Below are 22,862 nucleotides of genomic sequence, written 5' to 3'. Positions count from 1 at the left end.
TGGCTAATATATCTATATTGCTTACTTAAAATTAAGGCCCCTTCGTCTAGCGGTTAGGACACCACCCTTTCACGGTGGGAACACGGGTTCGAATCCCGTAGGGGTCACCATTCTATATTTTCCTATAATATAAGATCTTAAATAATCTAATTTTAAATTCAGAATAAAAATAATAGTTGAAAATAATAACTTTTAATTTATGATGCTTCAAAAAAATCGGCTGAAAACACAAAGTTCAGTTCAATTAGTATTATACAATACAATTAATAAAATTTTATGAAGTATATTTATGAAAGCAGATGTGTTTTCTTCAAAAAATCTAGTTAACTATTCTCAAACTATAAGTGACTATCAAACAATTATAGTGTGTCTAGAAAAGCATGCCCCTTCATTTGTTCATTTAGATTTTAGCAATCTACATTTAACGCTTCCGCAGCTAGAGGAAATAGCTGCTAAAATCCAAAATAATAATTTTATCGGTAATGTAAGCTGGGGCAAGGTGCCTAATGCTTCTAGTGAGCTTGTACAAAAGATTGAAAGTAAAATTATCTTAAATAATCAAAACTATAAAGCACCACCCTACCGACTTTGTCCATGGTTTATTTAGTTTACATGCTTATATGGATTCTACGGAAAATGATATTGTAGATTTTACTGTAGAAAAAGAAAATAATGAAAAGGTCAAAACCCGAAATGAACAATTAAAAGACAGGAAAATATTTAACAAGCCTGAAATAGGTAGATATTACGCAGTAAGCATATGTAAATGAAAAAGTAAAACAAATGGTACTTACCTCTCGAGGTACTACATTTGAAAAATTAGATTTGCTCAAAATTAATTCACCGTTTAAAGCTCATTTTAAAAGTATTTTAGGTTGGACAGATAGTGGCACAGCAAGCGGCCGCATATGAAGCTACAAAGGAGATTACCAAATATGCTGAAGAGAATAATTATAATTTATCTTTCACAGGTCATTCTTTAGGTGTATGGCTCGCAGAAGCTTAGTTTATATTTTGCTCATAGAGATTTTCATTATCCAAAAGCAAAGGCAATCACATTCGATAGCCCGGGTTTAGCTACAGAAAATCTTTAGCCGCAGATGTATAGCCATGAAACTACCTTTGACGTAAAAATTTTAAATATAACAACTTATTTATCAGCTCCAAATTTTGTAAATGTCTGTAATCCGCATATTAATAAAGCACTTTTTAGCAAGCAATCTAATATATAAAAATGTTACTGCAACGACATTTGGAAACTTCTTAGAGGTAATCGATCAGCTTATATAAGCGGTGATATTGCAATCGGACAATTTTTAGGGGTTTATAAGCATTTAGAAAATAATGCCGCACAAGGTTGCCCATCAAAAGAGATCATAACCCCTGAGGGAAAATTTGAACTTTCTTACAAAGGTCATTATCGTATAAAAAAGTAAATTTGTCTGTAGATATAGCAAATACAAATAATAAGGACAGTAGCGATTGGTATCTAGCACAGTTGAGCAATTGAGTATAGATAAAAAAGAAATACCAAATTTAATAAAACAACAGTTAAAAGTAATAAAAGAACTATATGAAATAAAACCTCAATATGGCAAATATTATATCTTTACAAACTTACCTAAAGTTAAAGTAGATGACTTAAGAGAGCAAATTTTAGGGTTAATTGAAGTCAGTAGGGAAGCAAAGGAAGTATTAGAAGACTGCAATGCTTATACTCCTAATGAATCAATTAAAGTTACAGAAAATATAATTAGCAATTTACCCACCTTTATCAACTTATAATCTGATTGTCCATAATGAAATATTACAACAAATAGAAGAAACTTTAAACGAAAAACGATTTGTAACAGTTAGTGCTTTCGCTGGAGCCGGTAAAACCACTCTAGCTATAAAATATGGAGATAGACAAACACAAGCGAAAAAGAAAATAGTACGTTTTATTAACACAGATTCTGCGGACAAAGTCCTTGAAGCATATAGACAACTTACTAAAGAATTTACTATTTACGTAATAGATGAAAAGGAAGAAAACATAATAAGATTAGTCCATGAGAGGATTGCTAATTTAAATTCAGCTATATTATTTATTTTTGATAATGTTGAAGATCATAAATATATAGAGCCTTATCTTAACAGTATAATTAATATACTTAATGATAAGGTACAAGTGATAATTACTACTAAAAATAATAATTTAAGTGATGATATAGAAAATATTATATTAGAGTCTTTTAGTAAAAAAGAAGCGATATTATATTTAAAGAAATCTCTAAAAAATAGATTAACAAGAAAGATATTGATAAATTAGTAGAAGACTTTGGTAGTAACGATGCTGCATCACCTTATAGGCTATCTAAAGCAGTAGCATATTTAAAAGCAAATAAATTACTTAAAGTAAATGATTACATTAATTACTTTAAAAATAGCAAAGATGATCATATAGAAACCGTTTTATTACTACAATTATTAGAAAAATCGCCTTTAGCTTGGCAGATATTTTACAATATTCTGCAGATTTAGACCCTGATTTTATCAGTATAGAGATTTTCAAAGAATTATTTTTAATAGATGAAGAAAAGCTACAAGAACCTATAAAAAGGTTAAAAGCATTATCGATAATGAATCTAACATACCAAAATAGACAAGCCGGCTTACAATTACATAGATTAATGCAATTTATAACAAAGTAAAATATATAAATAAATATAAAGAACATGCGATAGATGAAAAAGAGATTTATACAAGACTAGCAGAAATCTTAGATGATTTATTTCCAAATATTAACAGATATTTCAAGTGAAGACTGGGAAAATTCTAAAATATTTTATCCCCATGTAGTAAAAATATTAAATGATGATATTGAAATGGATAAATGTAGAAAGGCAAATTTATATCAAAAAATGGGTTATTATATTTATAAAAAATAATGAAACTAGGGAGTTTATATTACAAAGAGGCGATTTTGAGGAAGTTACATTAGAAATGAAACAAAAAATACAAAAGAATGTTTTAAATAAAATATATATTAATGCTGATAAAGATAAGAGGAATAGTAAGTTCTCAATCTTAGGAAATTGGGGGCGAAAGGCTATTTAGGCGATAGATATTTATCGCAAAACAACTAGGAGTTTTATCTGACCTTAAAAATATAGAAATAGCTAAAATGTTATGTTTTGAAGCGATTTGCTTAGGAGCGATTAACAGCTCAAAACTTCACTTGTGTAAAAGAATTTGTTAGAGCCTATCCTGAATTAACAAATAAGATAACGAACATCCTGAATATTTTATTGATGGCTCAATATTACGGGTATGTGTTAATGATGAAGCAATTTTAAATAAATTGCTAGCTAGTGATTAGTGTGGCTATGTAGCTTTACCCTCATCCTGAGGAAAATCAGATTTATCCATTAAATTTTTAGAAATGTTGCTTTCTGAAAGCTTAACTGATTGAAAATATTCGGATACAAGTTTTATCACTTCATCACAAAATTCATCTTGTAGCTCTTTACTTGCGGTTGATTTTTGGTTTTGCATTAACTGTATAGCATCAGATTTTTTATGCTCTAAAAATTCTTCAATTTCTTTAGTTTTTTCTTGAATGATTTTCTTGGTAACTTCATTGCTTTCTTCTATCATTTGAGAGCGTAAAGTTTCTAATTTCTTTATTTGTGCGTTGGTGTGTTTAAAGAGCAAAGCAGCATCTTCTTTTAACTTTTCAGCTTTTAGAACTTTTTCTTGGACTTCTAAAATCTTAGCATCTAAAGAATTTAAAATGGCTTTTTTTGCCGGTCTATAAACTAAATATACAAAAATTACAAAACTAACGGCAAGCCAGAAGCTCTCATCTAGGAAATTCATTATTTTACTTTTATATTTTGTAGTAAATTCATATCTGCTTTAGTGCCAGCTATTTTTTCAATAATATTAACGGCAAGCTTTATGATTGCTGCGCTTTTATTAGTTCTAAATTGCTTAGCAGCTAAATTTATATCTTCAATGTTTTGATTTATAGCGTTTTTTAAATCTTGCTCTAGATTCTTTTTTTTAATTAAAAATTCTGATTCTAAAGAGTCTATTTTTTCTTTTTTTAGCCTATCTATTTCAGTATTTATTTTGTCTATTTCCTCGTTATAATATTTATTTAGCTTTTCTACTTCTATGGTCAATGTATCGGCTTGCGTAATATTATCTTGAATATTTGTCTTTCTATTATTAAAAATTTCTTCAGCTTTTGGAGTTATAAATTTATAAACAAAGATATACAATAAGCCAAAAGTAACGATAAGCCAAAAAATTTGTGAATAATAGGTAGCAATATCAAATTGAGGCATCTTATTTAAAAATGAATTTTAAGAAAAAATAAGTAACATAGCAATTACAAAGGAAAAAAGTCCCATTGCTTCAGCAAGACCTGCGCCGATCAGAGCCATTCTTTGTAAGTTTTCTGTAGCCGAAGGGTTTCGTGCTATTGAACTAAGTAGAGAGCTAAATATATTACTAACGCCTAAAGCTGCACCGTACATGCCGATAGCCATAAGTCCTGTACCAATAAATTTTAAAGAAACCATGTCCATAAAAAACCTCACTTTTAATTAATAAAAAATTTTTATCTAATTATCTGTATAATAGGCTTTTTGCACAACGAAGCTAATAAAGAGGAATTTGCAGGAAACACGAAACACAGAACCGCAGCGTACAAAAAAGTACGTGAGGATTCGAGCATCGGATTGACGTACAAATTACCTTTAGAAGCAAGTTGTGCAAAAAGCCTAGTGTAAATTAATAGCATCATTAAGATACATACAAGATAAAATAGTAAAAATATAAGCTTGAAGTATTGCAACAAAAATTTCAAATCCAATTAGTATCACCATAAGAGGGATTGGCAGAAATTTCAAGTAAATCATTAATGAAACGGTAAAACCGGATATTACTTTTAATAAAACATGTCCCGCCATCATATTAGCGGCAAGTCGCAATGATAAACTAACCGGTCTTGCTAAATATGTAAATAGTTCAATTACTATCATCAACGGTGCTAACCATAAAGGAGTACCGTGCGGTAAAAAAAGGGTTAAAAAACGTAAGCCGTGTTTTACAAAACCGACTATAGTTACCATTAAAAATACTAGAATTGCCAAGGTAAAAGTAACGATAATATGACTAGTAGCAGTAAAGCTATAAGGTGTCATACCAAGTAAATTACAGAATAAAATGAAAATAAATAAACTAAAAACTAACGGAATAAATTTACGTCCTTTTACTCCTATATTCTGATTTAACATATCAGCTATAAGATTATAAACTATTTCAGCACTCACTTGTAATCTAGAAGGTACTAATTTCCGGTTATAAAAAGCTAAGTAAAAATAAGTTAGAGCTAAGATGCTAGCAAGTAACATATAGATACTCGAATTAGTAAAGCTGACGTCAAAACCGAACATTTTGATGTCTATTAATTTTTTGATATCAAATTGTGCTAAAGGGCTATGAGTCATTTCCTTACTTTTTATTATTTACTTTTTGCCTTATAATGTTAAAGCCAGCAATCATTCCTATTATTGTAAATATAATAAGAAATAAAGGTTTAGAATTAAAAAATTTATCCGTAAATATTCCAATTACGACACCTACCATTGTACCTGAAACTAAATCTACAGCGATAGTGAATGGGCTAATTTCTGGCCGAATTTTAGGATTAGAGAACTTAGGAGTTTTTAAGTCTTTAATTCTTGCTTTGATATCTTTTAGTTTTCCCGTATTCATTAGTTTATCTCCGTCTTGCGAGAAGACGCCATAGGCGTCGACGAAGCAATCTCAGGATATTTAACGAGATTGCCGTACAGTCTACGACTGCTCGCAATAACGATCTAAATTACAAGTTTATTTCATTTTTTGCTTTTTCTTTCTGCTCCTCTAAAGCTTTATCAACTGCTGTGGAAATAGTATCTATGCTATAACTTCCTGTTTGTACTCCGTTAACGAAGAAAGAAGGAGTACCTATAAATTGGGGTGCTTTTGCTACAAAATTGGTATTAGCAATTAGTATTGCAGTAATTTTATCATTATTTAAACATTGTTTATATTCTTCCGGAGAAATACCGCCAAGTTGTCCTATATCAGTTAATAATTCTCTGTATTTATTGCTATATGCCCACTTATCTTGTTGTATTAATATGATATTATGAAGTTGTGTAAAACTATTTGTATCCCCCTTGCAGCGGGCTAAAATGGCAGCATCTAAATCTTGTTTAGTAGCAATAAATTCACGAACCACATATGCAATTTTGTTAGTATCAATATATTTTTTCTTAAGTTCCGGAAAAATTGTTTGATGATAATAAGCACAATGCGGACAGGTAGGAGAAAAATACTCGACTACTATAACATTTGATTTTTTGTTACCAAGAACCATATCATTATCATCAACTTTAAAAGTGACTTTAACAGGTTTTATTGCAGGATTTTTTTGTTCTTGTGAAGCCGGCGTTGATACTTCATCAGTCTGATTATTATCATTAGCAGGAACTATTGATTCAGCCATATTTTCAGAATTTACGGCTTTCTGATTCGTTTCTTTAGAAGTTGTGTTATTTTGTAGAGTTTTGTGCTCTATTATTTGTTTTTCCTCATGGTTCTTATCTTGTGCTTTTTCTTCTGAACAGCTACTCAAAAATAATAAAAATATTAGTACAATAAAAATACTTCGCATATTTATTCCTTTAACTTATTAATATTATCTACAATAAGATCGTATCAATTTTATTTCAATAAAAATCTCTACTTTGTAATAAAAGCAAAATATGCTATACTATAGGAAATAATAGTCTAACATTAAGTTCTTAGGCATTAAAACCACTACGGAGGAATTAATAATGGCAAATACAACACAATCCGAACAAAAATCCGAGTTTAAAATAGGGCAGAGAATTGTCTATCCTGCACATGGAGTTGGTGAAATAACAAATATAGAATATCATACTATTGCAGGTACTGAAATTAAAGTATATGTAATTTCCTTTTCGCAGGATAAAATGACATTAAAAGTGCCTGTTAGTAGAGCTGCGGTTGTTGGTCTTAGAGCGGTTGCAAGCAGAAAAGATTTAGATGTCATATATTCAACTCTTCAAGGTAAACCAAAACAAGGAAATAGAATGTGGAGTAGAAGAGCCCAAGAATATGAAGGTAAAATTAACTCAGGTAATATTGTAGCCATAGCCGAAGTATTACGGGACTTACATAAAAATGTTGATAATGATCGTTCTTACAGTGAAAGAACACTCTACGAATCAGCTTTAAATAGACTTGCAGGCGAGCTTGCTATCCTTGAAAATATCCACCCAACCGAAGCAATTAATAAGTTAGTTGAAGTATTGCGTGAAAAATTAGTAGCATAGTTATACTCGTTCAACTTGAAAAATTGGCTGTGTCGTCTTTGTAAGTCCTCGGATGCTCACGTATTAAGTATACGCTCTGCTCCTCGGCTCCTTGCTCTTTTCCAAGTTGAGCTTCGTATAGCTACTCTTCATTGACTCGGATTATATTTTTATGGATTGGCTGTAGTCTACGACTATTCGCAATAACGAAAAATCTGATCCATGCAACAAAGCAGACTTGATCACGAACATTTTAATTACTCTACTAACAGATAATTCATCCGGAATTTCTCAAGGGATGTATTAACTACATAGTCAACAAATTCTTTTAATAATTTTGGATCTGTTACTTCCTGTCCTTTATCGTCACGAGCAGTTAAAAGTTTTGAATTAATTTTTTCAAGAACGCCTTTCTTAATATCATCAATATTATGCGTACCGTCTAACATTTCTAAAATATATTTTTCATGTATCGGTATACCTACCATATCGTTAAGTCTATTAGTGACGCTAAACACGCTAGTTACATTATTAAAATATGCTTGTTTTGCTTGGTATCTTGCAAATTCGCTAGTTTTAGGTTTTTCGGTGATAGTTGCTATAGCATGAGGTTTAGTCTCAAATATTTTGAGATAACCTTGAAAAATGAATATGATAAAATGCTGTTCTAATGCTGCTAAGAAATCTTGTAATTGATATTTACCAAGCTTTTTAAAAGCTTCTTTTGCTACTTGTTCTAAGCTTATCGGATTGCTAATATTTTCGGCATATACATATAAAATAGCTTTCATGATCGGCGAAGTGGTTGAAATAAAAGGCTCAGGTAAATTTTCGTAATAGAAGCTAACATTTTCCTGTTCGTTAGTTAAATCAACAGCTTTTTCTAGAATTGCCGGTCTAATATTAAGGCTAGTAAAAAACTCTTTTAAATTATTAAATTCAATTTTTCTGTTATAGGTATGTTTTGATGACATAATAATGTCGAGCGGAACTTTCTATTAGTGATAAAATCCATATATTGCTCAGTACGAACAATATCATTAACGGCTTGTAGCTTTTCTGCTGCCTGAGTAGGTAAATTACCGATAAACATTGCAGTAAGCGACGTATCACCTAAGTAATTTAAATGATTTTTTTGAGCTTTTTCTATGAATTGGTGAAAATATGTACCTGTATTAATTTCGCCTAAATATTCATGTAATACATATGAGTCCGTATATGCAGATAATAATTTTGTTTCATCTCGTAAGAAATTAGAATAAGGCGTTGTGGAGCTTTCTAATGAGTCATTGATGAACTTTAAAAGTAATTTAGCTTGTTGTAATTTATCATGGCTAGTATTAAATAGCTCTGAATGGAACATAATCATTTCACGTATTGTTCTTTGCATATTCCAGCCCGGGAGCGTATTATAGCTTACAAAAGCTATGCCGTTTGGATTTAGCAGTTTATTACAGACTTCGAGTATTTTATCTTGTACTTCTTCAGGTACCCATGAATATACGCCGTGACAAACTATGTAATCAAACTTACCGTATGACTCATCAAGGTCCAATATAGATAATGCCTTTAGTTCGGCATTTTTTATTTTCAAATCACTGATAATTTTTTTACCTAATTCTATTTGTGTTTTGGATAAGTCAACACCTAGAGATTGTGATTTAGGATATGTTTCAGCAAAGTTAAGCAGATTAACACCGATTCCACAACCGAGTTCAAGTATTTTAGCAGTTTCAAGAGGTGGAGGGTTTAGCCCGAATAGCCTGCCGATAGTTCTTAAATAAGGTGGGGAGGTATAACTGAAAGTAAATGGAGAATAAGGTACTTCATCATAGGATATTTTATTAGCTTGTTTTGTCATAGTATTTACATAAATTAAAAATTAATTTTAAGCAAATTTTAAGCAGTTTCAAAAGATTAAGCAATATATTTATATACAAAAAACTTTAAATTTAACTAATGCTCATATAATAGTAAGTGAAGAGTAATTTTATTTTATGAAAAATAATAATAGTTATTTTGGTTTTTTAAGAGGTGCGATAAAAATCAAAAAGGATGTTGTAAATTTTTCTTGTGAAGCTGATTGGGATAGTGCTTTATTGTATGGATCAGAAAATACTCTTGATGTCATTCCCGCCTTCGCAGGAATGACATTATTAAACAAACTATAACTTAATCAATTGTGCTTTAGTTGCAAAATTTTCTATTCCCTCTAGATTGGTAGTGGTAACCCATAGTTGCATGTTTAAGCCGGTAAAAAATTCGATTAAATATTGACGTCTTTTGTCGTCTAAATGCACAAAGACCTCATCTAAAAGTAAAATCGGTGCTATTTTAGTTAGCTTTATAGCATAATTCATTTCAGCAAGGATTATTGCAATTAATATAGCTTTTTGTTCACCGGTAGAACAGAATTTGGCTAAGATATTTTTCTTTTGATGCTTTACTAAAAAGTCACTTTTATGAACTCCAAAACTAGTGCGACCAAGTAGTTTATCTTTGCTTCTTGTTTGATAAAGTTCTGCAATAATAAAACTAACAATATTTTCTTTACCGTTTAATATTTTTTGTTCAACAATGCCGTCAATCGATAAATCGGCTTTTGGAAATTCATTTTCAAGGTCATCTATTGCTTGCTGCATAAATTCTAAGGTTTTTAAGCGATTATTAGCAATATGGTTAGAAATATCAGCCATCTTTTCTTCAATAATTTTAAGCCAATTATCATCTCTTATATCTTCTACTAGAATTTTATTTCTCTCATGCATGTAATATTCGTATTTACTAACTAGCTCTGCATGCTTTGGATCAAAATTATAAACTATTCTATCAAGAAATTTTCTTCTATCACTGCTACCGCTTGTAAAGATTCCTTCCATGTGCGGAGTCAGCCATACCATGCTAGTGAATTTACTTAACTCATTATTGGCTATTTTACTTTCGTTATACTTAGTTATCCTTCTATTAGAACTACGTTTAAATTGGGTGGTAAATTCTGCAAGTCCTAGCTTACTTTGCAATAGAGCTTTAACTAGACAATGATCTTCTGAAGTTTTGAATACATCGGCAAGTTTTGCTGATCTCAGTCCTCTTCCTGGGTAAAATAGCGATATAGCTTCTAAAATATTAGTTTTACCGCTACCGTTTTCACCTATTAAAATTATTGGTGTATTATCTGTTTTTAGTTCAAGATTTTTAAAATTACGATAATTCTCAAGACTTAAGGAATGTAGGAAGATATTGTTCATTTTATGAAAGAATAATAGTTAAATTATTGATACGTTGCATTTATACCGTCTAGAAATTGCCATAGTAGTTTTGCTCCTTAATATGCTAATTTTTGTTCTTTTGAGCTTAAATTATTAATCAAATTTGCACATTCTTGTGTATGCCATTGATCAACTTTACTATTAACAATGAAAAATTGTAAAGTTCTGTAATCTGAATTTCCATAAAATTTTTGTAATCCTTGAATTTTAGAGTCAGATACTTTAGGAGTCTGACGCTCATAAGCATAAAGTACTCCAAGACCTATAGAAAAAGATTTCTCTGTTAATTTAATAACCTTGAACAAGTTTTTAAGTTGAGTCTAATTTAGGTTCTGAAGTGCGTTGGTTTCTTAAACAAAGTCCTTCAGCAAAACGTTTCCATAGTTCCGGGTGATTTTCTTCACCTTGTTCTTTTTCTATAAGATTACCAAGTAATATTTGCCTAGCTTGTATATCACTACATTTGTAATGTAACGTGGGAAAGCTGTAACGTGATGATAATATTCTTTTGTGTAAATTTGTAAAGTAGAATGAGTAAGTTTTCCCATATGCCATAATTGATAAAATGGATGATTTAAGAGGTTATATTGCTCAAGATTTTTATATTAAACTGTTCTAAAAATTTCATCTTACCTCCTCTTAGTAAATTTATAAATCTGATAATTGTTTGTCTTATCTATTATTACAGAATGCCATTCTGCTAAAAGATTAAGAGGCAAAAAAGTATCTCCATCATAATTTTTATTTATTTTTGTAAGTAAAAATTCATAAATAAGATTTTGCTCTAGGAAAAGAGTTGCTATTTCTGCCCCTCCAACCATAAAAATTTTCTTATCAGTAAAAGGTTTTATTACCTAAAAATCCATCTAAGGATTTAATAAAAAATATATTATTATAAGATTGTAATGGTGTATTTCTTGAAAAAACAATACAAATACAATTTTTTAAAATCTTTGTAGGTATAGAGTCAAAGGTTTTTCGTCCCATGACTATAATATTATTTTTCACTGTCTGATAAAAATATTCAAACTCCTTAGTATAAGACCAAGGCATCTGACCTTGATGATTTTTCTATTTTTCATAAGATATAGTGAATCATATGGTCTGCTACAAAAAATCTTTGATGCTCTATAACATTATGCACTCGTAAATAATCAACTACGTTTTCCATTAAATATTTTGATATTGCTATTATTTCTAAGTCTCTTTCCGATGCTTTGGAATTATAAAAAGCAGAAATATAAGATTTTCGTGAGTGTCCTAGCAATATCTCACATCCTAGATTTTTAAATTCTTTAATATGTTGTAATATATAAATTTTGATAAACGGATTTTCCAAAACCAATTCCAGGATCAAGAATGATATTTTTCTATCAAATCCACATTTTTCTAATTTTGTTATTTCTTGCTCTATCCATATATTTAAGCTAGCAAGCGGAGATTTATCGAAATCAAGACATTTTTGTTTTTGCGGTGGAACGGTTAATGAATGCATAGTAATAATTTTACAATTATAATCGGCAATTAATCGTAATGTATAATCATCTAGATTATTTTTAACCAAGTTGATACAGGAAATAGGGTATTTTTTAAAAACACGTTTAATTACTTCAGGAATAAAACTATCAATACTGACTATAACTTCCTTAAGCTCTTCAAGAACATTATTAAGCCTTGCATATTCTTCATCTTCATTAATAATTAAAGCAGAAGGACGTGTTGATTGTGATCCAAGCTCAATTATTGTAGCCCTTCATTTATCAAGCGTACAAAATTTCTAACGGCATTTCCTTTATGAAAACTCAATCCTGAAAAAGAATCAGGAGTAATGTTTAAAATACCGACAAATTGAGGATTTAAAACAAGAGAGCGTATAACTCCTTGATTTTCAATTAAATGTGCTATTTCTGCAAAGGTTTTATTGTTGTAAAAATTATTGATCGGACATGAATAACGACATTCCAAGCTTAAACCTGCAATTAGATGAATAAGAAACGGTCTGTTTAATAATTCAGGATGTGGTATCTTTAAATCAGGTAAATCTATATGGCAATTATTCCAAAGTAGGATATCTAAGTCAATAACTCTTAGAGACCATTTATCGTAAGAGCTTGCTCGACCTAGTTGTTTTTCAATCTTTTTAAGCTTAATTAGAAGTTTACTAGGCGTTAAAGTACTTTTGCCCTGCACCACCATATTTAAATATGATTTATCCCAAGCTTTATCTGCATTAGGTGGTAGAATAGCTTGTGTTTCAAAAATAATAGCTTGCTTAAGCAATATAAAATCATAACTTTTTAGTAAATTTAGAGCTTTTTTAATATTTAAAAGTCTATTACCTAAATTACTGCCTATAGAAATATAAATCATAGTGTCTCCTTTCCTGAATAAGAAAAAGAAACTCCGCCATGCACTCCTGAAACCGGTGATTTTAATTTAGTAACGGTTAAGTTTAGAAAAATCTTTTCTAATTTAGATTCGATAAAATTTTGATAAATAATATCATATATTTGTGCGGCTAAATACTCGATAAGATTAAAGTGATTTTCTTGAGAAAGTTTTTGTACTAGCCGTACGATTTCTGCATAACAAACAGTATCGTTTATATTATCCGTTACAGTAGCAAGGGGAGGAGTTAAGAGAAAGAGTTTTATTTTTATGTTAATTTTTACAGGTTGAGCGTGGTGTTTTTCTTGAGTACTGCAGCCAAGATATACCCAAGTTATTAGTTCTGAAAATATTAAGTTTACATGAATAACTTGAAGTTGAAAGCTTGATACCTATCATAATATTAATGTTAGTTTAGTATAAGCTCTTTATAAAAGATACAATAGTTAAATTGATATACCGCCACTTTTTTTAAAGCCGACATGAGCTTTTTCAAGTTTTTTAATAAGTCTAGGTGAATATGATTTAATTTCTTGTTCCTTGCCGCCTTCATATTTTTTAGCGAGTTTCATGCCCCCTTTGATCATATTATAGGCGAAGTTCATTAGCTTCGTTTCGCCTGCTATTCTTTTTGGGTTCATAAACATATAAATTTGGTAAACGGCAAAGCTTTTTAATAAACGTTTTAAGTCTATTCTAGCTTGTTTGGTTAAACCTTGTAATTTGTCTTTTGGGTTTGCAAGGTTTTTATTAGCATCTCTAACTATTTTAGAATGCTGATGCATTAAATAATTACTGACTTCGGCAACATTCTTGTTAATGAGCTTCTCATCCATTTTAAGCATTTTAAGCTTTAAGTTTTTAGTTTTACCTAAATACTTACGGATTAATAAGATAATCCGACTTTGCAGTTGAGTTAAATCCATAGTTTGTTCATTTAAGATAGCAAGCATTCGTTCCATCTCATACTCAAATTCTTCATTTTGGCTTAATTCTTCAAAAATTTCCTCTACCTCTTTACTTTCAAGTACAAGATCGTCACTAATACCCATTAATGCATCTTTTATTTGATCAGCAATTTTTTTGGTATCTTCGGAAAATTGATTATTTGTCATAATCTAATTCATCGTTAAATATAGCTATTTTTATACTAGCACCACATTTCTGCTTGTCTATAAAAATTGTATTAAGAGATATTAAATTTTTCTCATTGAGGATATTCTGAGGAATTATAACAAGCACCTAACATATTGCTAGAATCTTCATTATTATCATAATATGGTCTAAATGAAGAATTAAGGTTTAAATCATCGAACTTAAGTAAAGGTTCTTTAAAGTATGAATAATGTGACCGGCTTGTCGTAATATTTGTATAATTAGTTTCTAGTTTTTCTTCTTTAAATTTTTCTGCTAAATTTTTATATTTTTCAGTTTTTTATATAAATTTAAGTTGACTACACGGTGAAAAAATTATTGATGTTAACTCTTTAGACAAATCATATAATATTCCATAAGGTTTAGGTCTTCCTCGTTCTTCTATGAGAGCTTTCGTATTAAGACAAAATACTTTTAGTGAATCTTGCAGACTTTTTTCTGATATGTCTAGATTATATTGGTTAAATCACCTTGGCTTGAATATAATTCAATTATTTCTGATGTTAATTTAGCTATATCTTGCAGATTCTTTTGCTGTATTTTCTTTTTTAGTTCTGATTCTTTGAGATGTAATAATTTATTAAAAGCATCTTTTGCATAAGATATATGAGTAGTATTTTTAAAATATTCTAAAGCTTTTACATAATTTCCGCTCTTAAATTCAATCTTCCCAAGTTTTATATTTGCCTCTTCAGAACCAAGGTTAGCAGCGTTTTCATACAATCCTATTGAGTCTTTAGATAGTTTTGTTGAGCCATTAGGTGTACAGATTTGTGCTTGTTGACAATAAATTTTTGCTAATTGATGTTTATATAAGTTTTCGTTTTTATAACAATCATTAATAGATTTATGAGTTTCTTTTAGTAATTTTTCTAATAAATTATAAATAGGTAGCGCTTGATCAGGTAACACAGGCTGATGTAAAAGCTTATCATATATTACTTTATCGAGATTTTGAGATATTTCTGTAATAGATTTAGAGGCGGTAATATACTTCCAAAGAGATTTAGCTTCTTGCTTGCTGACTGAGCCTATTAGTTTTTCTAAATTACTAATGCTATTATTTATAGTTATACCTAATATATTATTAAAATTCTTAAAGCTCTTTGTTAAAAATAATTTAATATATCTAAATTTTCAACATCAGTGCTAGAATTGTTAATATGCTGTAAAAAGTTTTTTAAGTTATATATATTATAGATTACTTTTAAGTCTAAAACATCGTTATTTTTGATATCTTCATAAAATTTTTCAATAGTCTCATTTAATTTGTTATAAAATGAATCTTTATCTTTGCATATTGTATGCTTAAATGATTCTAATAACTTTTCTTTTATATTATATGCCCCGAGGTAAATAAATCGTTAAACCATTTTGCAGAATTAAGTGTAACCAAATTTTCTTTTTCGGAAAATTTGATGTTAGATAAATATTTAAGGTAATTTAGAAGATTCTCTAATTTATTTTCTGATTTCGGTGTTTCTAAAAGCTGATTTAATTTTTTAACGGTTTCTAAGAAAATTCCTATAGTTTTGGTATTGTCTTCTAACTGTTTATAATAATTTACTATATCTATTAATTGTTTCAATTTGTCTGTTTTAGGCAAAACATCTTCAAAACTTAAATTATTTTCTATATATGTTTTAAGCTCATTGATACTAATTGGTACTTCTTTATTAATTACATTTATAGAATTTAAAATATATGTTAAATTTTCGTCGTCGATTGTTATTTTATTATATTCATCTAGAATGATATAATTATCATCTCTAATATTTAATAGCTTTGTATAGTCTTTTGCTTGTTCGCTAGCTTGAGGTAATAAATAGAATCATATAATTATAGCTTTATTACTCCTATCAATAATAGATTCATATTTCTCACTATCTTTATTAATTAAGTCGATAAAATTTTTATCCTTTAACATATCGGATATAAAATGTTCCATTTCTGCTTCCTTTATTTCTTCTTTTTTCAACATCATTATATCCCTCATATCTTCTGCTTTATTGTGTTCAATATATTTGTTATTTCAAACGAATTTTGATTTATGAGTGTTTGTATCGGTTGAGTTGCATTATTGTTGTCATTTAGTATTTGAAATAAATGGTCTTCAGAAATAGTACTATCTACTATTTCCGTATGTTCTTGTTTTTTAAATTTATCATTTAAACGTTTTACATAAACGGTATAATTGTACATAATTAATCTGTTTCTTAGTTGTTTTTTTATTTAATAATCTTAACTCAAAAAATTTCAATTTAGTTAATAAATTAATTAACTAAAAATATCACAATTTAGATATTACGATATTTAATATACTGAAAGATGATTTTTATTGCATATATGATAAGAATAAGGTTTATTATAAATAAATATTAATAATTACTGAGGTTATGAGAAATAATAAAAACCAAATGTATATTATAAAAATTTTTATAGCCCTAGCTATGATTACAGGCATAATATTTTTATGTTTATTGTATTCTTCATTAACTCCGTCTAAGCTTAAGATTGGTGTGAAAACTAGTAATATGGATGATTCGCCTAAAATTAAGTTTACTCTTATAGATCAAGAAGGAAAGAAATTTGATAGTACCCATTTGCAAGGTCATTTAAGTTTGATTTATTTTGGTACTACCTATTCCTTATATGACAATCAAACACTAAAAAGAGTAGAAGATATTATTAAGATTTTGAAGAAAGAGAATATTTTAGTACAAGTAGTTTTTATTACTCTAGATTCTGAGCATGATACAAGTGAAGTATTAAAAAAATATTTAGAAAAAATAGATGATAATTTTATAGGTTTAACAGGGAGAGTCCAAGATATTGAACAATTAGCAGATCAATTTAAGGTCTTCTATACATCCAAAATATTTGATGTAAAAACAAACAAATATGAATTACAACATTCTAATTTTGTGTATTTAATTAGCAGTCAGGGAAAATTTTTAAAGCATTATTGCTTAGGCTTACGAAAAATGGTTAACAGATAATCTCTAAGCATTTCCTATTTGTGATGAGAAATGTATTTCATCAATGCCTAAGTGTTTTAATGCATTATGCCATTTACTTTCAGGATTATCGGCAAAAATAAATTCTTTATTACAATCCATAACCAGCCATAGATTTGTCTCTAATTCTTCTTCAAGCTGCCCTGGTTTCCATGCTGTATAACCGACAATGAATAAGCTATTTTTAGGTCCTTTACCGAAAGCTATATCTTCTGAAATTTCTAAATTAGAGCTTACTGCTAAATCATTATGGAAATCCAATAACAAATTTTTATTATAATCGCTAGAATGAAGAAAAACCCCTTTTTCATGTTCTACGGGTCCGCCAAGATATATAGGAACCATAACCGGGGTTGTTATTTCGTCATTTTTTATTTTAAAAAACGATTTTAAATCTATATGATTTACTAAGCGGTTAAATATTAATCCTATTGCTCCTTCTTCCGTGTGTGATAACATATAAATTAAGGATTTATGGTAAATGCCTTTTGTAATTACATGCGGTGTAGCAACTAGTGTTTTACCGGATAAGTTATGAAAAATTTTATCGCCCATAAATAAAACTTTAGTTATATAAGATTTAAATATATAAGATTTAAATCCAATTATTCAATAGAAGTTAACAATAATGATCACATTTTTTGATATTACTATTTTTGCTATTATTACTCTTTTCTCATTTTTCGGCTTATATCAAGGCATAATCGGGTTTGTAACTAGAATACTCGGTTTTATTACTTCTATAATGTTAGGATATTTTCTATATCCATATATTTCTGACCTAATCGGGAAATATATGGATAATGAGATTATAAGAATAATTATTGCCGGTGTTATATCTTATGTTATTGCTTTAATTTTATGTGTTTTTATAGTTTATAAATTTCTTGCTATAATTTCATTTATGAGAAACGGTTTTATTGACAGATTTTTAGGGTTATTGGCAGGATTTGCCGTAGGTACTACTATCTCGTTAGTACTATTTTTTATAACAATGATCTTTACTTCTGAAAACTATTTTAGAAGTAAATCTTTAAAAGATTTTGTAGTAAGTAGTAAACAGAGCAAATATGGAGGAGTACTGAAAGTTTCCATTACCACTGATTATTTATATGAATTAAGTAAAAATATTATAGTTATAATTCCAAATGAGACTTTAAAATCTATTGAAATATTTGAAAATAAAGACCTAAATAATTTCAAAAACTCTCTTAAGAAATTGAATGATTCTAACGATGATGAGGATGTATTTTCTCGAGAATTACAAGATGAGCTTTCTAATATATATGATGAATAGGATGTTATTTTGACGTCATTGCGAGGAAATTACGACATTGTTGTGCGGATCGAAAAACGCACTCGGTGTCATCCCGTGGTCAAGCCACGGGATGACACCGGAAAACTGATCCACGCGGGCAATGCCTGCTCGCAATGACGATTACCTACCAAACAAACACCATAACCCCTACCTTTCATTAAACCAGCCTATTTCCTTTAAATTTCATAAATCACACCATCGTAAATAATTAATAAATATTAACTAATAGTAAATTTATTCATTAATTATTGTGCGTCGTAAATAAATAGTGTATAATGACCGATAAGTTAAGTGGTAAAATCATTAAAAGCAATAAGTTATAGGGGAAATTATAACTAATAAGAACAAAATTTTTTTTAATAAAATTTTACTAGCAACCAGTAGTATCGGGCTGCTTGCAAGCATGGGAGGCTTTACGGCGGATATTATTCCGGCGGGAAATCCATCTTCTAATATAGGTACGATGAATGATTTGAGATATAATCACAACCATTATCTTCCACAAGATAATGACAATATTATTATCGCAGAAAATAACCATAGGGTTAATTTTACCCAAAAATATTAATATTAATGATATTAATCTTTATGGTTTTAATGGGGTATTTACTATTATTGAAGGCAATCCAACTACAAGAGTTAGTATTAACAATATAACTAATGTTGACAATCCGCAAACTCAAAGGGCAGTTCAAAATGCTTTAGGAGCACCTCTTGCATATGGTGCCAATAATAATGCAAAAGCAAAGCTAAAGCTTACAAGCGGTAATGGAACAGGTTCTGAGCTAACCATTATCGGTAATGATATTAGTGCCGTTGAATCTATTGAGCTTGTATTTAAAGAAAAAGTTGATATGAAACATCGCAACGGCAGTGTAATAGATACAGGAAATTTAGAGTTTATAAGTTTTGGGAAGGTAAGGTTTAATAAAGGTTTTACCGGTAATATTACTAATACTAAAACTATGAGAGGAGAGGTAACTTTCGTAAAGATTCCTGATATTTATGAAATCGGCTCACAAACCAAACAAGTTTCTAAAGTGATGTTTGAAGGTAATCATGAACACAAATTGCATATAATGATATTCATTCTAGACAAACTAATTTTGATTCGGGAACTTATAATATTTGCACGCAGGACATTACAATTAACGGTAATGCTAACTTTAATGGCTCGACATTCGATCTTAGACGTAACGTAATTTTTACCGGTGATGTAGTATTTGAAGGCAATATTACTACTATAAATGCTTTAGGAGAAAGCGGTATAGTTTTTCAAAATCTCCCTACGGCATTCGGTACAAATATTGTGATTAATATTAATAGGGCTCACATGGCGAATAATGTAGCCGTACTATCAATTTTGAGGATGAGTAATGGAGTTTGTTCCTAATGGATATACTGATACTGCAGCTACTGGAACCGTTGTTTTACTGCAAGGATTACAAGTACAACAAGTAGGAGTGCAAGCAGCGGCACAACCGGCACATGCTCAAGCAAGAGCGGAAGCAGCGATAGTAGGAAACGTAATAGTAGCAAGAGAAACAGTAGATATGTTAGGACAGAGACAAGCACGACTAAGATATGGTAGTGGCTCCGGTGAGGGGTCAGCAACAAGTAGACAGAGAAAACTTAAGGTTAAGGCAAGTACAGAATGCACTGGCACGAATACAAGCTGAGAATCCGCAACAATTAGCAGATGCACAGCAACGATTAAATGCTGCACGTGCAGGAGCCGATATAGGGGACTAAAATCGAGCACAGCAAGCTTTATTTGATATTCGTAACGCTTCGTTTGTAGCACAGCTGGACTTAACAAATACACAAAGAGAAGTACAGGTACAAATTGCAGTACTGCAGCGAGATGGACAAGCTAGACAAAGAGAGATACAATAACCAATTGATAATATAGCTCTAGAATTGGTTCAAGCTAGACAAGATCAAGTTGATGCAGAGACATAAGCTAACCTAACCGGTTTAGTAGTACCGGCAGATGCACAAGCACAGCAACAAGCACAAGCTCAGCGTTAACGAGAGAGCTGAACAGCAAAGACTGCAAGCGGAGTATCGGCAACGTCAAGCTAACGAAATAAGAGTAGCAGAGGAATATGTTAAAAAACCTGAGTCGCAAAAATTAGCTGAGGCAATCAATAATGCTATCGTTGTCCATACATACGGAAAATACTTTTGTAGCGGAAGCACAAAAGAAGTGATTAGAGAAAAATCTGCACTTGTTATGCAAAATCCTGAAAAACACGCTGTAGAGCTTGCTAAGGAATTAGTAAATAATGAAGCTGAGCTTAAAGAAGTAGCTAATGATGATACTGTTGTAGTGAGTAAAACAAAACAAGAACAATTCTTATTATTCGTAGCAAACTTAGCTCAAGTTGCACCTGATAATGCAAAAAAAGTAGTAGAGCATTTAACTGAGCAAGGAACAAGATCGGTTAGTGTAGTTACAGCTGAAGCAGTAACTACTAGTATTAATAATCACTTATCAGGCGGTACTATGATAGCCGTTGCAGCAGGTGATGAAGCAAACCCTATAATTACTAAAAAAGTATTATGGGTTGCCGGTACTTTCGGTTCAAGTAATCAAGATGCATATAAAGGTAATCCTAGCTATAAAGGCACGGTATCCGGCGGCACAATCGGCGGTGAGCTTTACATCGGGGAAAATAGTCTTGTCAGTATTGTATATAGCCGTATGAACTCTGACTTTAAGTTTAAAGGTTCAAGCACTGGTGATAAATTATCGGCAGAAAGCTATATTATTTCTCTATACGGTCAACAACAATTTAGTAATGGCTTTATATTACAAGAAATATTTTCAGCAAGTAACAGTAAAATCAACAAAAAGGACTTAAGACCGGTCGGACTTCATAGATATAAAACTGCTAGCGGTAAATATACAAGCAAAGCTTATGGTTTTGAGGGTAATGTCGGTTATCAATTCTCTGCCATGGACGGTATAAATTTAATGCCTAATATCGGTATTAGATATAATACATATAAAGATACCCAAACCGGTACAGGTGTCAATAATATTTATGTCGCTGGTAAGTCCGGTAACTTAACTACAGGGATTGCAGGCATAAAATTAACCGCTCCTAAGAGATTATCAAACTATACTCAAATAGTACCGGGACTACATGCTTCTGTAGAAAATAGCTTTAGCAATAAGCAACCTAAGGTGAAAGCTAGATTTATTTGGGCAGATAATTACTTTGAGAACACTACAAGTAGCAGCACACCGAAAGTCGGCTATAATGTAGGTGCAAGTTTACTTACCGCTCATAAGAATATTGAGCTATTTGCAACGTATAACTGTAATTTACGCAGCAAATATACTAGCCACCAAAGGTTCATTAAAGTTAAAGATATTGTTCTAAAAATATCATTCCTGTGCGGGATACCAAATCGTCATTGCGAGCAGCCGTAGGCTGTGTGGCAATCTCATGAAATAATAACAAACTCCTGAGATTGCTTCGTCAAATTACTTTGTAAATTTCCTCGAGTCAATCATAATTTTTGTGTAAGTTAGTTAAAAATCATTTTCTAATAATTCATATTTAAAATCTCCACATAGTATCTCAAATTGATTCAAAGCAAGAGACCATTCTTTAATAGGCATAGTCCACTTTTTTGCAGCATTTTTAAGAGCTAAGTAGACAATTTTTGTGATAGATTTATCATCTGGGAAAACCCCTTTATTTTTGATAATTTTACGGATTTGTCGATTTACCGATTCTATAGTATTGGTAGTATAGATTACCTTTCTAATCTCTTTAGGGAAAGCAAAGAAAGGTACTATACCACTCCAATTACGTCTCCATATATCAGAAATAACTGGGTATTTACTATCCCATTTTTTAGCAAACTCTTCTAATGCTAAATTAGCCATATTCTCATTACTTGCTGTATAGATTTGTTTTAAGTCAGCTGCTACTTCTTTAAGATTTTTGTAAGAAACGTACTTTAAAGAATTACGAACCATATGTACTATACAAAGTTGTACTATGGTATTTGGGAAAACACTGTTTATTGCATCTCTAAAACCTTTAAGACCGTCAATACATGCTACATAAATTTGTTCTACACCTCGGTTCTTTAATTCGCTTACAACCTGCATCCAAAACTTTGAACCCTCATTCTTGCTAACCCAAATACCCAAAAGCTCTTTCTTACCTTCTATATTTATACCAATAACAAGGTAAACAGCCTTATTTATAACTATATTATTATCTCTTGCTTTTACCATGATGCAATCTAAATATACAATCGGGTATATTCTATCTAATGCTCGTGCTTGCCACCTTATTACCTCTTCCATAAC

Annotated in this window: 32 protein-coding genes, 1 tRNA gene and 3 pseudogenes; 15 read left to right on the top strand and 21 right to left on the bottom strand. The window is 30.3% G+C overall.

The window, feature by feature from the left end; all coding sequences use genetic code 11:
• Positions 1-35: 35 nt before the first annotated feature.
• From RAT170B_RS03945 to RAT170B_RS03915, 7 genes are all read left to right on the top strand, one after another.
• Positions 36-110 (top strand) — tRNA-Glu (locus RAT170B_RS03945).
• A 179-nt stretch (positions 111-289) separates the two neighbouring features.
• Positions 290-607 carry a hypothetical protein gene (locus RAT170B_RS03940; protein ID WP_014120442.1) on the top strand — a complete coding sequence of 106 codons (318 nt, stop codon included), beginning with the start codon at positions 290-292 and terminating at the stop codon, positions 605-607.
• Positions 608-620: 13 nt separating this feature from the next.
• Positions 621-770, top strand: coding sequence for a hypothetical protein (locus RAT170B_RS10445; protein WP_186786283.1), 150 nt, complete (start codon positions 621-623; stop codon positions 768-770).
• 736 nt (positions 771-1,506) lie between these two features.
• Positions 1,507-1,785 (top strand): hypothetical protein, encoded by a 279-nt coding sequence (locus RAT170B_RS03930; protein WP_146620340.1) that lies wholly within the window; start codon positions 1,507-1,509, stop codon positions 1,783-1,785.
• On the top strand, positions 1,760-2,311 hold the full coding sequence (locus RAT170B_RS12135) for an AAA family ATPase (RefSeq protein WP_409994153.1): 552 nt from the start codon (positions 1,760-1,762) through the stop codon (positions 2,309-2,311). Before RAT170B_RS03930 ends, RAT170B_RS12135 begins: the two co-directional genes overlap by 26 nt.
• Before the next feature lie 178 nt (positions 2,312-2,489).
• Complete coding sequence (locus RAT170B_RS03920; protein WP_041404291.1) at positions 2,490-2,693, top strand: hypothetical protein; 204 nt, start codon at positions 2,490-2,492, stop codon at positions 2,691-2,693.
• Between the two features lie 160 nt (positions 2,694-2,853).
• The gene (locus tag RAT170B_RS03915) at positions 2,854-3,099 is read left to right on the top strand and encodes a hypothetical protein (RefSeq protein WP_024704419.1); all 246 of its coding nucleotides are present in this window, start codon (positions 2,854-2,856) and stop codon (positions 3,097-3,099) included.
• A 267-nt stretch (positions 3,100-3,366) separates the two neighbouring features.
• Here the strand turns inward: RAT170B_RS03915 and RAT170B_RS03910 are convergent, their stop codons facing one another.
• The 3 genes from RAT170B_RS03910 to RAT170B_RS03900 are packed head-to-tail and all read right to left on the bottom strand — an operon-like array spanning position 3,367 to position 4,577.
• Positions 3,367-3,861, bottom strand: coding sequence for a F0F1 ATP synthase subunit B (locus tag RAT170B_RS03910; protein WP_045805667.1), 495 nt, complete (start codon positions 3,859-3,861; stop codon positions 3,367-3,369).
• Positions 3,861-4,334: an ATP F0F1 synthase subunit B' gene (locus RAT170B_RS03905; RefSeq protein ID WP_045805666.1), complete on the bottom strand. Its 474-nt coding sequence runs from the start codon at positions 4,332-4,334 to the stop codon at positions 3,861-3,863. The genes RAT170B_RS03910 and RAT170B_RS03905 overlap by 1 nt, the downstream gene beginning before the upstream one ends.
• An 18-nt stretch (positions 4,335-4,352) precedes the next feature.
• The gene (locus RAT170B_RS03900; protein WP_010976714.1) at positions 4,353-4,577 is read right to left on the bottom strand and encodes a F0F1 ATP synthase subunit C; all 225 of its coding nucleotides are present in this window, start codon (positions 4,575-4,577) and stop codon (positions 4,353-4,355) included.
• 21 nt (positions 4,578-4,598) lie between these two features.
• On the opposite strand from RAT170B_RS03900, the pseudogene RAT170B_RS08670 reads away from it, so the two are divergent.
• Positions 4,599-4,778, top strand: a pseudogene (locus RAT170B_RS08670) (palindromic element RPE1 domain-containing protein); the annotation flags it as partial.
• Here the strand turns inward: RAT170B_RS08670 and RAT170B_RS03895 are convergent.
• The 3 genes from RAT170B_RS03895 to RAT170B_RS03885 all read right to left on the bottom strand — a co-directional run bounded on the left by RAT170B_RS03895 (position 4,773) and on the right by RAT170B_RS03885 (position 6,715).
• Positions 4,773-5,501, bottom strand: coding sequence for a F0F1 ATP synthase subunit A (locus RAT170B_RS03895; RefSeq protein ID WP_014120446.1), 729 nt, complete (start codon positions 5,499-5,501; stop codon positions 4,773-4,775). The pseudogene RAT170B_RS08670 and the gene RAT170B_RS03895 sit on opposite strands and share 6 nt — an antisense overlap.
• A 4-nt stretch (positions 5,502-5,505) precedes the next feature.
• Positions 5,506-5,769: an AtpZ/AtpI family protein gene (locus RAT170B_RS03890; protein ID WP_014013750.1), complete on the bottom strand. Its 264-nt coding sequence runs from the start codon at positions 5,767-5,769 to the stop codon at positions 5,506-5,508.
• A gap of 109 nt (positions 5,770-5,878) precedes the next feature.
• Complete coding sequence (locus RAT170B_RS03885; protein WP_045805665.1) at positions 5,879-6,715, bottom strand: DsbA family protein; 837 nt, start codon at positions 6,713-6,715, stop codon at positions 5,879-5,881.
• 163 nt (positions 6,716-6,878) lie between these two features.
• On the opposite strand from RAT170B_RS03885, the gene RAT170B_RS03880 reads away from it, so the two are divergent.
• On the top strand, positions 6,879-7,400 hold the full coding sequence (locus RAT170B_RS03880; RefSeq protein ID WP_010976718.1) for a CarD family transcriptional regulator: 522 nt from the start codon (positions 6,879-6,881) through the stop codon (positions 7,398-7,400).
• Between the two features lie 236 nt (positions 7,401-7,636).
• On the opposite strand, the pseudogene RAT170B_RS03875 reads toward RAT170B_RS03880, so the two are convergent.
• Positions 7,637-9,240 (bottom strand): annotated as a pseudogene (locus RAT170B_RS03875) (methyltransferase regulatory domain-containing protein).
• Between the two features lie 136 nt (positions 9,241-9,376).
• On the opposite strand from RAT170B_RS03875, the gene RAT170B_RS10440 reads away from it, so the two are divergent.
• Positions 9,377-9,550 carry a hypothetical protein gene (locus RAT170B_RS10440; RefSeq protein ID WP_186786293.1) on the top strand — a complete coding sequence of 58 codons (174 nt, stop codon included), beginning with the start codon at positions 9,377-9,379 and terminating at the stop codon, positions 9,548-9,550.
• On the opposite strand, the gene recF is transcribed toward RAT170B_RS10440, so the two are convergent.
• The 12 genes and pseudogenes from recF to RAT170B_RS11420 all read right to left on the bottom strand — a co-directional run bounded on the left by recF (position 9,545) and on the right by RAT170B_RS11420 (position 16,393).
• Positions 9,545-10,627, bottom strand: coding sequence for a DNA replication/repair protein RecF (gene recF, locus RAT170B_RS03870; RefSeq protein ID WP_045805664.1), 1,083 nt, complete (start codon positions 10,625-10,627; stop codon positions 9,545-9,547). The genes RAT170B_RS10440 and recF overlap by 6 nt on opposite strands.
• Positions 10,628-10,704: 77 nt before the next feature.
• Positions 10,705-10,953 (bottom strand): iron-containing redox enzyme family protein, encoded by a 249-nt coding sequence (locus tag RAT170B_RS03865; RefSeq protein WP_045805663.1) that lies wholly within the window; start codon positions 10,951-10,953, stop codon positions 10,705-10,707.
• A gap of 111 nt (positions 10,954-11,064) precedes the next feature.
• Entirely contained in the window at positions 11,065-11,196 is a 132-nt protein-coding gene (locus tag RAT170B_RS08665; RefSeq protein WP_081497870.1) for a hypothetical protein, read from the bottom strand.
• Between the two features lie 81 nt (positions 11,197-11,277).
• Positions 11,278-11,713: pseudogene (locus RAT170B_RS11440) on the bottom strand (dihydrofolate reductase); the annotation flags it as partial.
• A 13-nt stretch (positions 11,714-11,726) separates the two neighbouring features.
• Positions 11,727-12,347 carry a dihydropteroate synthase gene (locus tag RAT170B_RS11435; protein WP_261368717.1) on the bottom strand — a complete coding sequence of 207 codons (621 nt, stop codon included), beginning with the start codon at positions 12,345-12,347 and terminating at the stop codon, positions 11,727-11,729.
• Positions 12,348-12,388: 41 nt separating this feature from the next.
• On the bottom strand, positions 12,389-13,018 hold the full coding sequence (gene folK, locus RAT170B_RS11430) for a 2-amino-4-hydroxy-6-hydroxymethyldihydropteridine diphosphokinase (protein ID WP_261368695.1): 630 nt from the start codon (positions 13,016-13,018) through the stop codon (positions 12,389-12,391).
• Positions 13,015-13,374, bottom strand: coding sequence for a dihydroneopterin aldolase (locus RAT170B_RS08655; RefSeq protein WP_081497955.1), 360 nt, complete (start codon positions 13,372-13,374; stop codon positions 13,015-13,017). Before RAT170B_RS08655 ends, folK begins: the two co-directional genes overlap by 4 nt.
• 108 nt (positions 13,375-13,482) lie before the next feature.
• Entirely contained in the window at positions 13,483-14,151 is a 669-nt protein-coding gene (locus RAT170B_RS03835) for a DUF5394 family protein (protein ID WP_045805660.1), read from the bottom strand.
• A gap of 487 nt (positions 14,152-14,638) precedes the next feature.
• Positions 14,639-15,103, bottom strand: a complete 465-nt coding sequence (locus RAT170B_RS03830; RefSeq protein WP_045805659.1) for a hypothetical protein — start codon at positions 15,101-15,103, stop codon at positions 14,639-14,641.
• Positions 15,104-15,524: 421 nt separating this feature from the next.
• Complete coding sequence (locus RAT170B_RS03825; RefSeq protein ID WP_014013760.1) at positions 15,525-15,797, bottom strand: hypothetical protein; 273 nt, start codon at positions 15,795-15,797, stop codon at positions 15,525-15,527.
• 225 nt (positions 15,798-16,022) lie between these two features.
• Positions 16,023-16,175 (bottom strand): hypothetical protein, encoded by a 153-nt coding sequence (locus RAT170B_RS11425; RefSeq protein WP_186786292.1) that lies wholly within the window; start codon positions 16,173-16,175, stop codon positions 16,023-16,025.
• Between the two features lie 8 nt (positions 16,176-16,183).
• Positions 16,184-16,393: a hypothetical protein gene (locus RAT170B_RS11420; protein WP_186786291.1), complete on the bottom strand. Its 210-nt coding sequence runs from the start codon at positions 16,391-16,393 to the stop codon at positions 16,184-16,186.
• Positions 16,394-16,587: 194 nt separating this feature from the next.
• Between RAT170B_RS11420 and RAT170B_RS03815 the strand changes: the two genes are divergently transcribed.
• Positions 16,588-17,190: an SCO family protein gene (locus RAT170B_RS03815; protein WP_045805658.1), complete on the top strand. Its 603-nt coding sequence runs from the start codon at positions 16,588-16,590 to the stop codon at positions 17,188-17,190.
• Positions 17,191-17,193: 3 nt separating this feature from the next.
• On the opposite strand, the gene RAT170B_RS03810 is transcribed toward RAT170B_RS03815, so the two are convergent.
• The gene (locus tag RAT170B_RS03810) at positions 17,194-17,763 is read right to left on the bottom strand and encodes a YqgE/AlgH family protein (RefSeq protein ID WP_045805657.1); all 570 of its coding nucleotides are present in this window, start codon (positions 17,761-17,763) and stop codon (positions 17,194-17,196) included.
• Positions 17,764-17,836: 73 nt separating this feature from the next.
• Here RAT170B_RS03810 and RAT170B_RS03805 point away from each other — a divergent pair, with 73 nt between their 5' ends.
• From RAT170B_RS03805 to RAT170B_RS03790, 4 genes are all read left to right on the top strand, one after another.
• Positions 17,837-18,505, top strand: a complete 669-nt coding sequence (locus RAT170B_RS03805) for a CvpA family protein (RefSeq protein WP_045805656.1) — start codon at positions 17,837-17,839, stop codon at positions 18,503-18,505.
• A 530-nt stretch (positions 18,506-19,035) separates the two neighbouring features.
• Positions 19,036-19,728, top strand: coding sequence for a hypothetical protein (locus RAT170B_RS03800; RefSeq protein ID WP_261368694.1), 693 nt, complete (start codon positions 19,036-19,038; stop codon positions 19,726-19,728).
• A 174-nt stretch (positions 19,729-19,902) separates the two neighbouring features.
• The gene (locus RAT170B_RS12380; RefSeq protein WP_014013766.1) at positions 19,903-20,205 is read left to right on the top strand and encodes a hypothetical protein; all 303 of its coding nucleotides are present in this window, start codon (positions 19,903-19,905) and stop codon (positions 20,203-20,205) included.
• A gap of 314 nt (positions 20,206-20,519) precedes the next feature.
• Positions 20,520-21,968: an autotransporter outer membrane beta-barrel domain-containing protein gene (locus RAT170B_RS03790; RefSeq protein ID WP_261368693.1), complete on the top strand. Its 1,449-nt coding sequence runs from the start codon at positions 20,520-20,522 to the stop codon at positions 21,966-21,968.
• Between the two features lie 102 nt (positions 21,969-22,070).
• On the opposite strand, the gene RAT170B_RS03780 is transcribed toward RAT170B_RS03790, so the two are convergent.
• On the bottom strand, positions 22,071-22,862 hold a 792-nt coding region (locus RAT170B_RS03780), incomplete at its 5' end, for an IS256 family transposase (protein ID WP_045805655.1).

The organism is Rickettsia argasii T170-B, from assembly GCF_000965185.1.
Lineage (GTDB): Bacteria > Pseudomonadota > Alphaproteobacteria > Rickettsiales > Rickettsiaceae > Rickettsia > Rickettsia rickettsii.
This window is presented reverse-complemented; position numbering and strand designations above follow the sequence as displayed.

Coding starts and splice junctions, on each gene's coding strand:
- RAT170B_RS03940 (WP_014120442.1), top strand. CDS start 290: ATGAAAGCAGATGTGTTTTCTTCAAAAAATCTAGTTAACTATTCTCAA.
- RAT170B_RS10445 (WP_186786283.1), top strand. CDS start 621: ATGGATTCTACGGAAAATGATATTGTAGATTTTACTGTAGAAAAAGAA.
- RAT170B_RS03915 (WP_024704419.1), top strand. CDS start 2,854: ATGATGATATTGAAATGGATAAATGTAGAAAGGCAAATTTATATCAAA.
- RAT170B_RS03910 (WP_045805667.1), bottom strand. CDS start 3,861: ATGAATTTCCTAGATGAGAGCTTCTGGCTTGCCGTTAGTTTTGTAATT.
- RAT170B_RS03905 (WP_045805666.1), bottom strand. CDS start 4,334: ATGCCTCAATTTGATATTGCTACCTATTATTCACAAATTTTTTGGCTT.
- RAT170B_RS03900 (WP_010976714.1), bottom strand. CDS start 4,577: ATGGACATGGTTTCTTTAAAATTTATTGGTACAGGACTTATGGCTATC.
- RAT170B_RS03895 (WP_014120446.1), bottom strand. CDS start 5,501: ATGACTCATAGCCCTTTAGCACAATTTGATATCAAAAAATTAATAGAC.
- RAT170B_RS03890 (WP_014013750.1), bottom strand. CDS start 5,769: ATGAATACGGGAAAACTAAAAGATATCAAAGCAAGAATTAAAGACTTA.
- RAT170B_RS03885 (WP_045805665.1), bottom strand. CDS start 6,715: ATGCGAAGTATTTTTATTGTACTAATATTTTTATTATTTTTGAGTAGC.
- RAT170B_RS03880 (WP_010976718.1), top strand. CDS start 6,879: ATGGCAAATACAACACAATCCGAACAAAAATCCGAGTTTAAAATAGGG.
- RAT170B_RS10440 (WP_186786293.1), top strand. CDS start 9,377: ATGAAAAATAATAATAGTTATTTTGGTTTTTTAAGAGGTGCGATAAAA.
- recF (WP_045805664.1), bottom strand. CDS start 10,627: ATGAACAATATCTTCCTACATTCCTTAAGTCTTGAGAATTATCGTAAT.
- RAT170B_RS08665 (WP_081497870.1), bottom strand. CDS start 11,196: ATGGGAAAACTTACTCATTCTACTTTACAAATTTACACAAAAGAATAT.
- folK (WP_261368695.1), bottom strand. CDS start 13,018: ATGATTTATATTTCTATAGGCAGTAATTTAGGTAATAGACTTTTAAAT.
- RAT170B_RS03835 (WP_045805660.1), bottom strand. CDS start 14,151: ATGACAAATAATCAATTTTCCGAAGATACCAAAAAAATTGCTGATCAA.
- RAT170B_RS11425 (WP_186786292.1), bottom strand. CDS start 16,175: ATGATGTTGAAAAAAGAAGAAATAAAGGAAGCAGAAATGGAACATTTT.
- RAT170B_RS11420 (WP_186786291.1), bottom strand. CDS start 16,393: ATGTACAATTATACCGTTTATGTAAAACGTTTAAATGATAAATTTAAA.
- RAT170B_RS03815 (WP_045805658.1), top strand. CDS start 16,588: ATGAGAAATAATAAAAACCAAATGTATATTATAAAAATTTTTATAGCC.
- RAT170B_RS03810 (WP_045805657.1), bottom strand. CDS start 17,763: ATGGGCGATAAAATTTTTCATAACTTATCCGGTAAAACACTAGTTGCT.
- RAT170B_RS03805 (WP_045805656.1), top strand. CDS start 17,837: ATGATCACATTTTTTGATATTACTATTTTTGCTATTATTACTCTTTTC.
- RAT170B_RS03800 (WP_261368694.1), top strand. CDS start 19,036: ATGACAATATTATTATCGCAGAAAATAACCATAGGGTTAATTTTACCC.
- RAT170B_RS12380 (WP_014013766.1), top strand. CDS start 19,903: ATGGAGTTTGTTCCTAATGGATATACTGATACTGCAGCTACTGGAACC.
- RAT170B_RS03790 (WP_261368693.1), top strand. CDS start 20,520: ATGCACAAGCACAGCAACAAGCACAAGCTCAGCGTTAACGAGAGAGCT.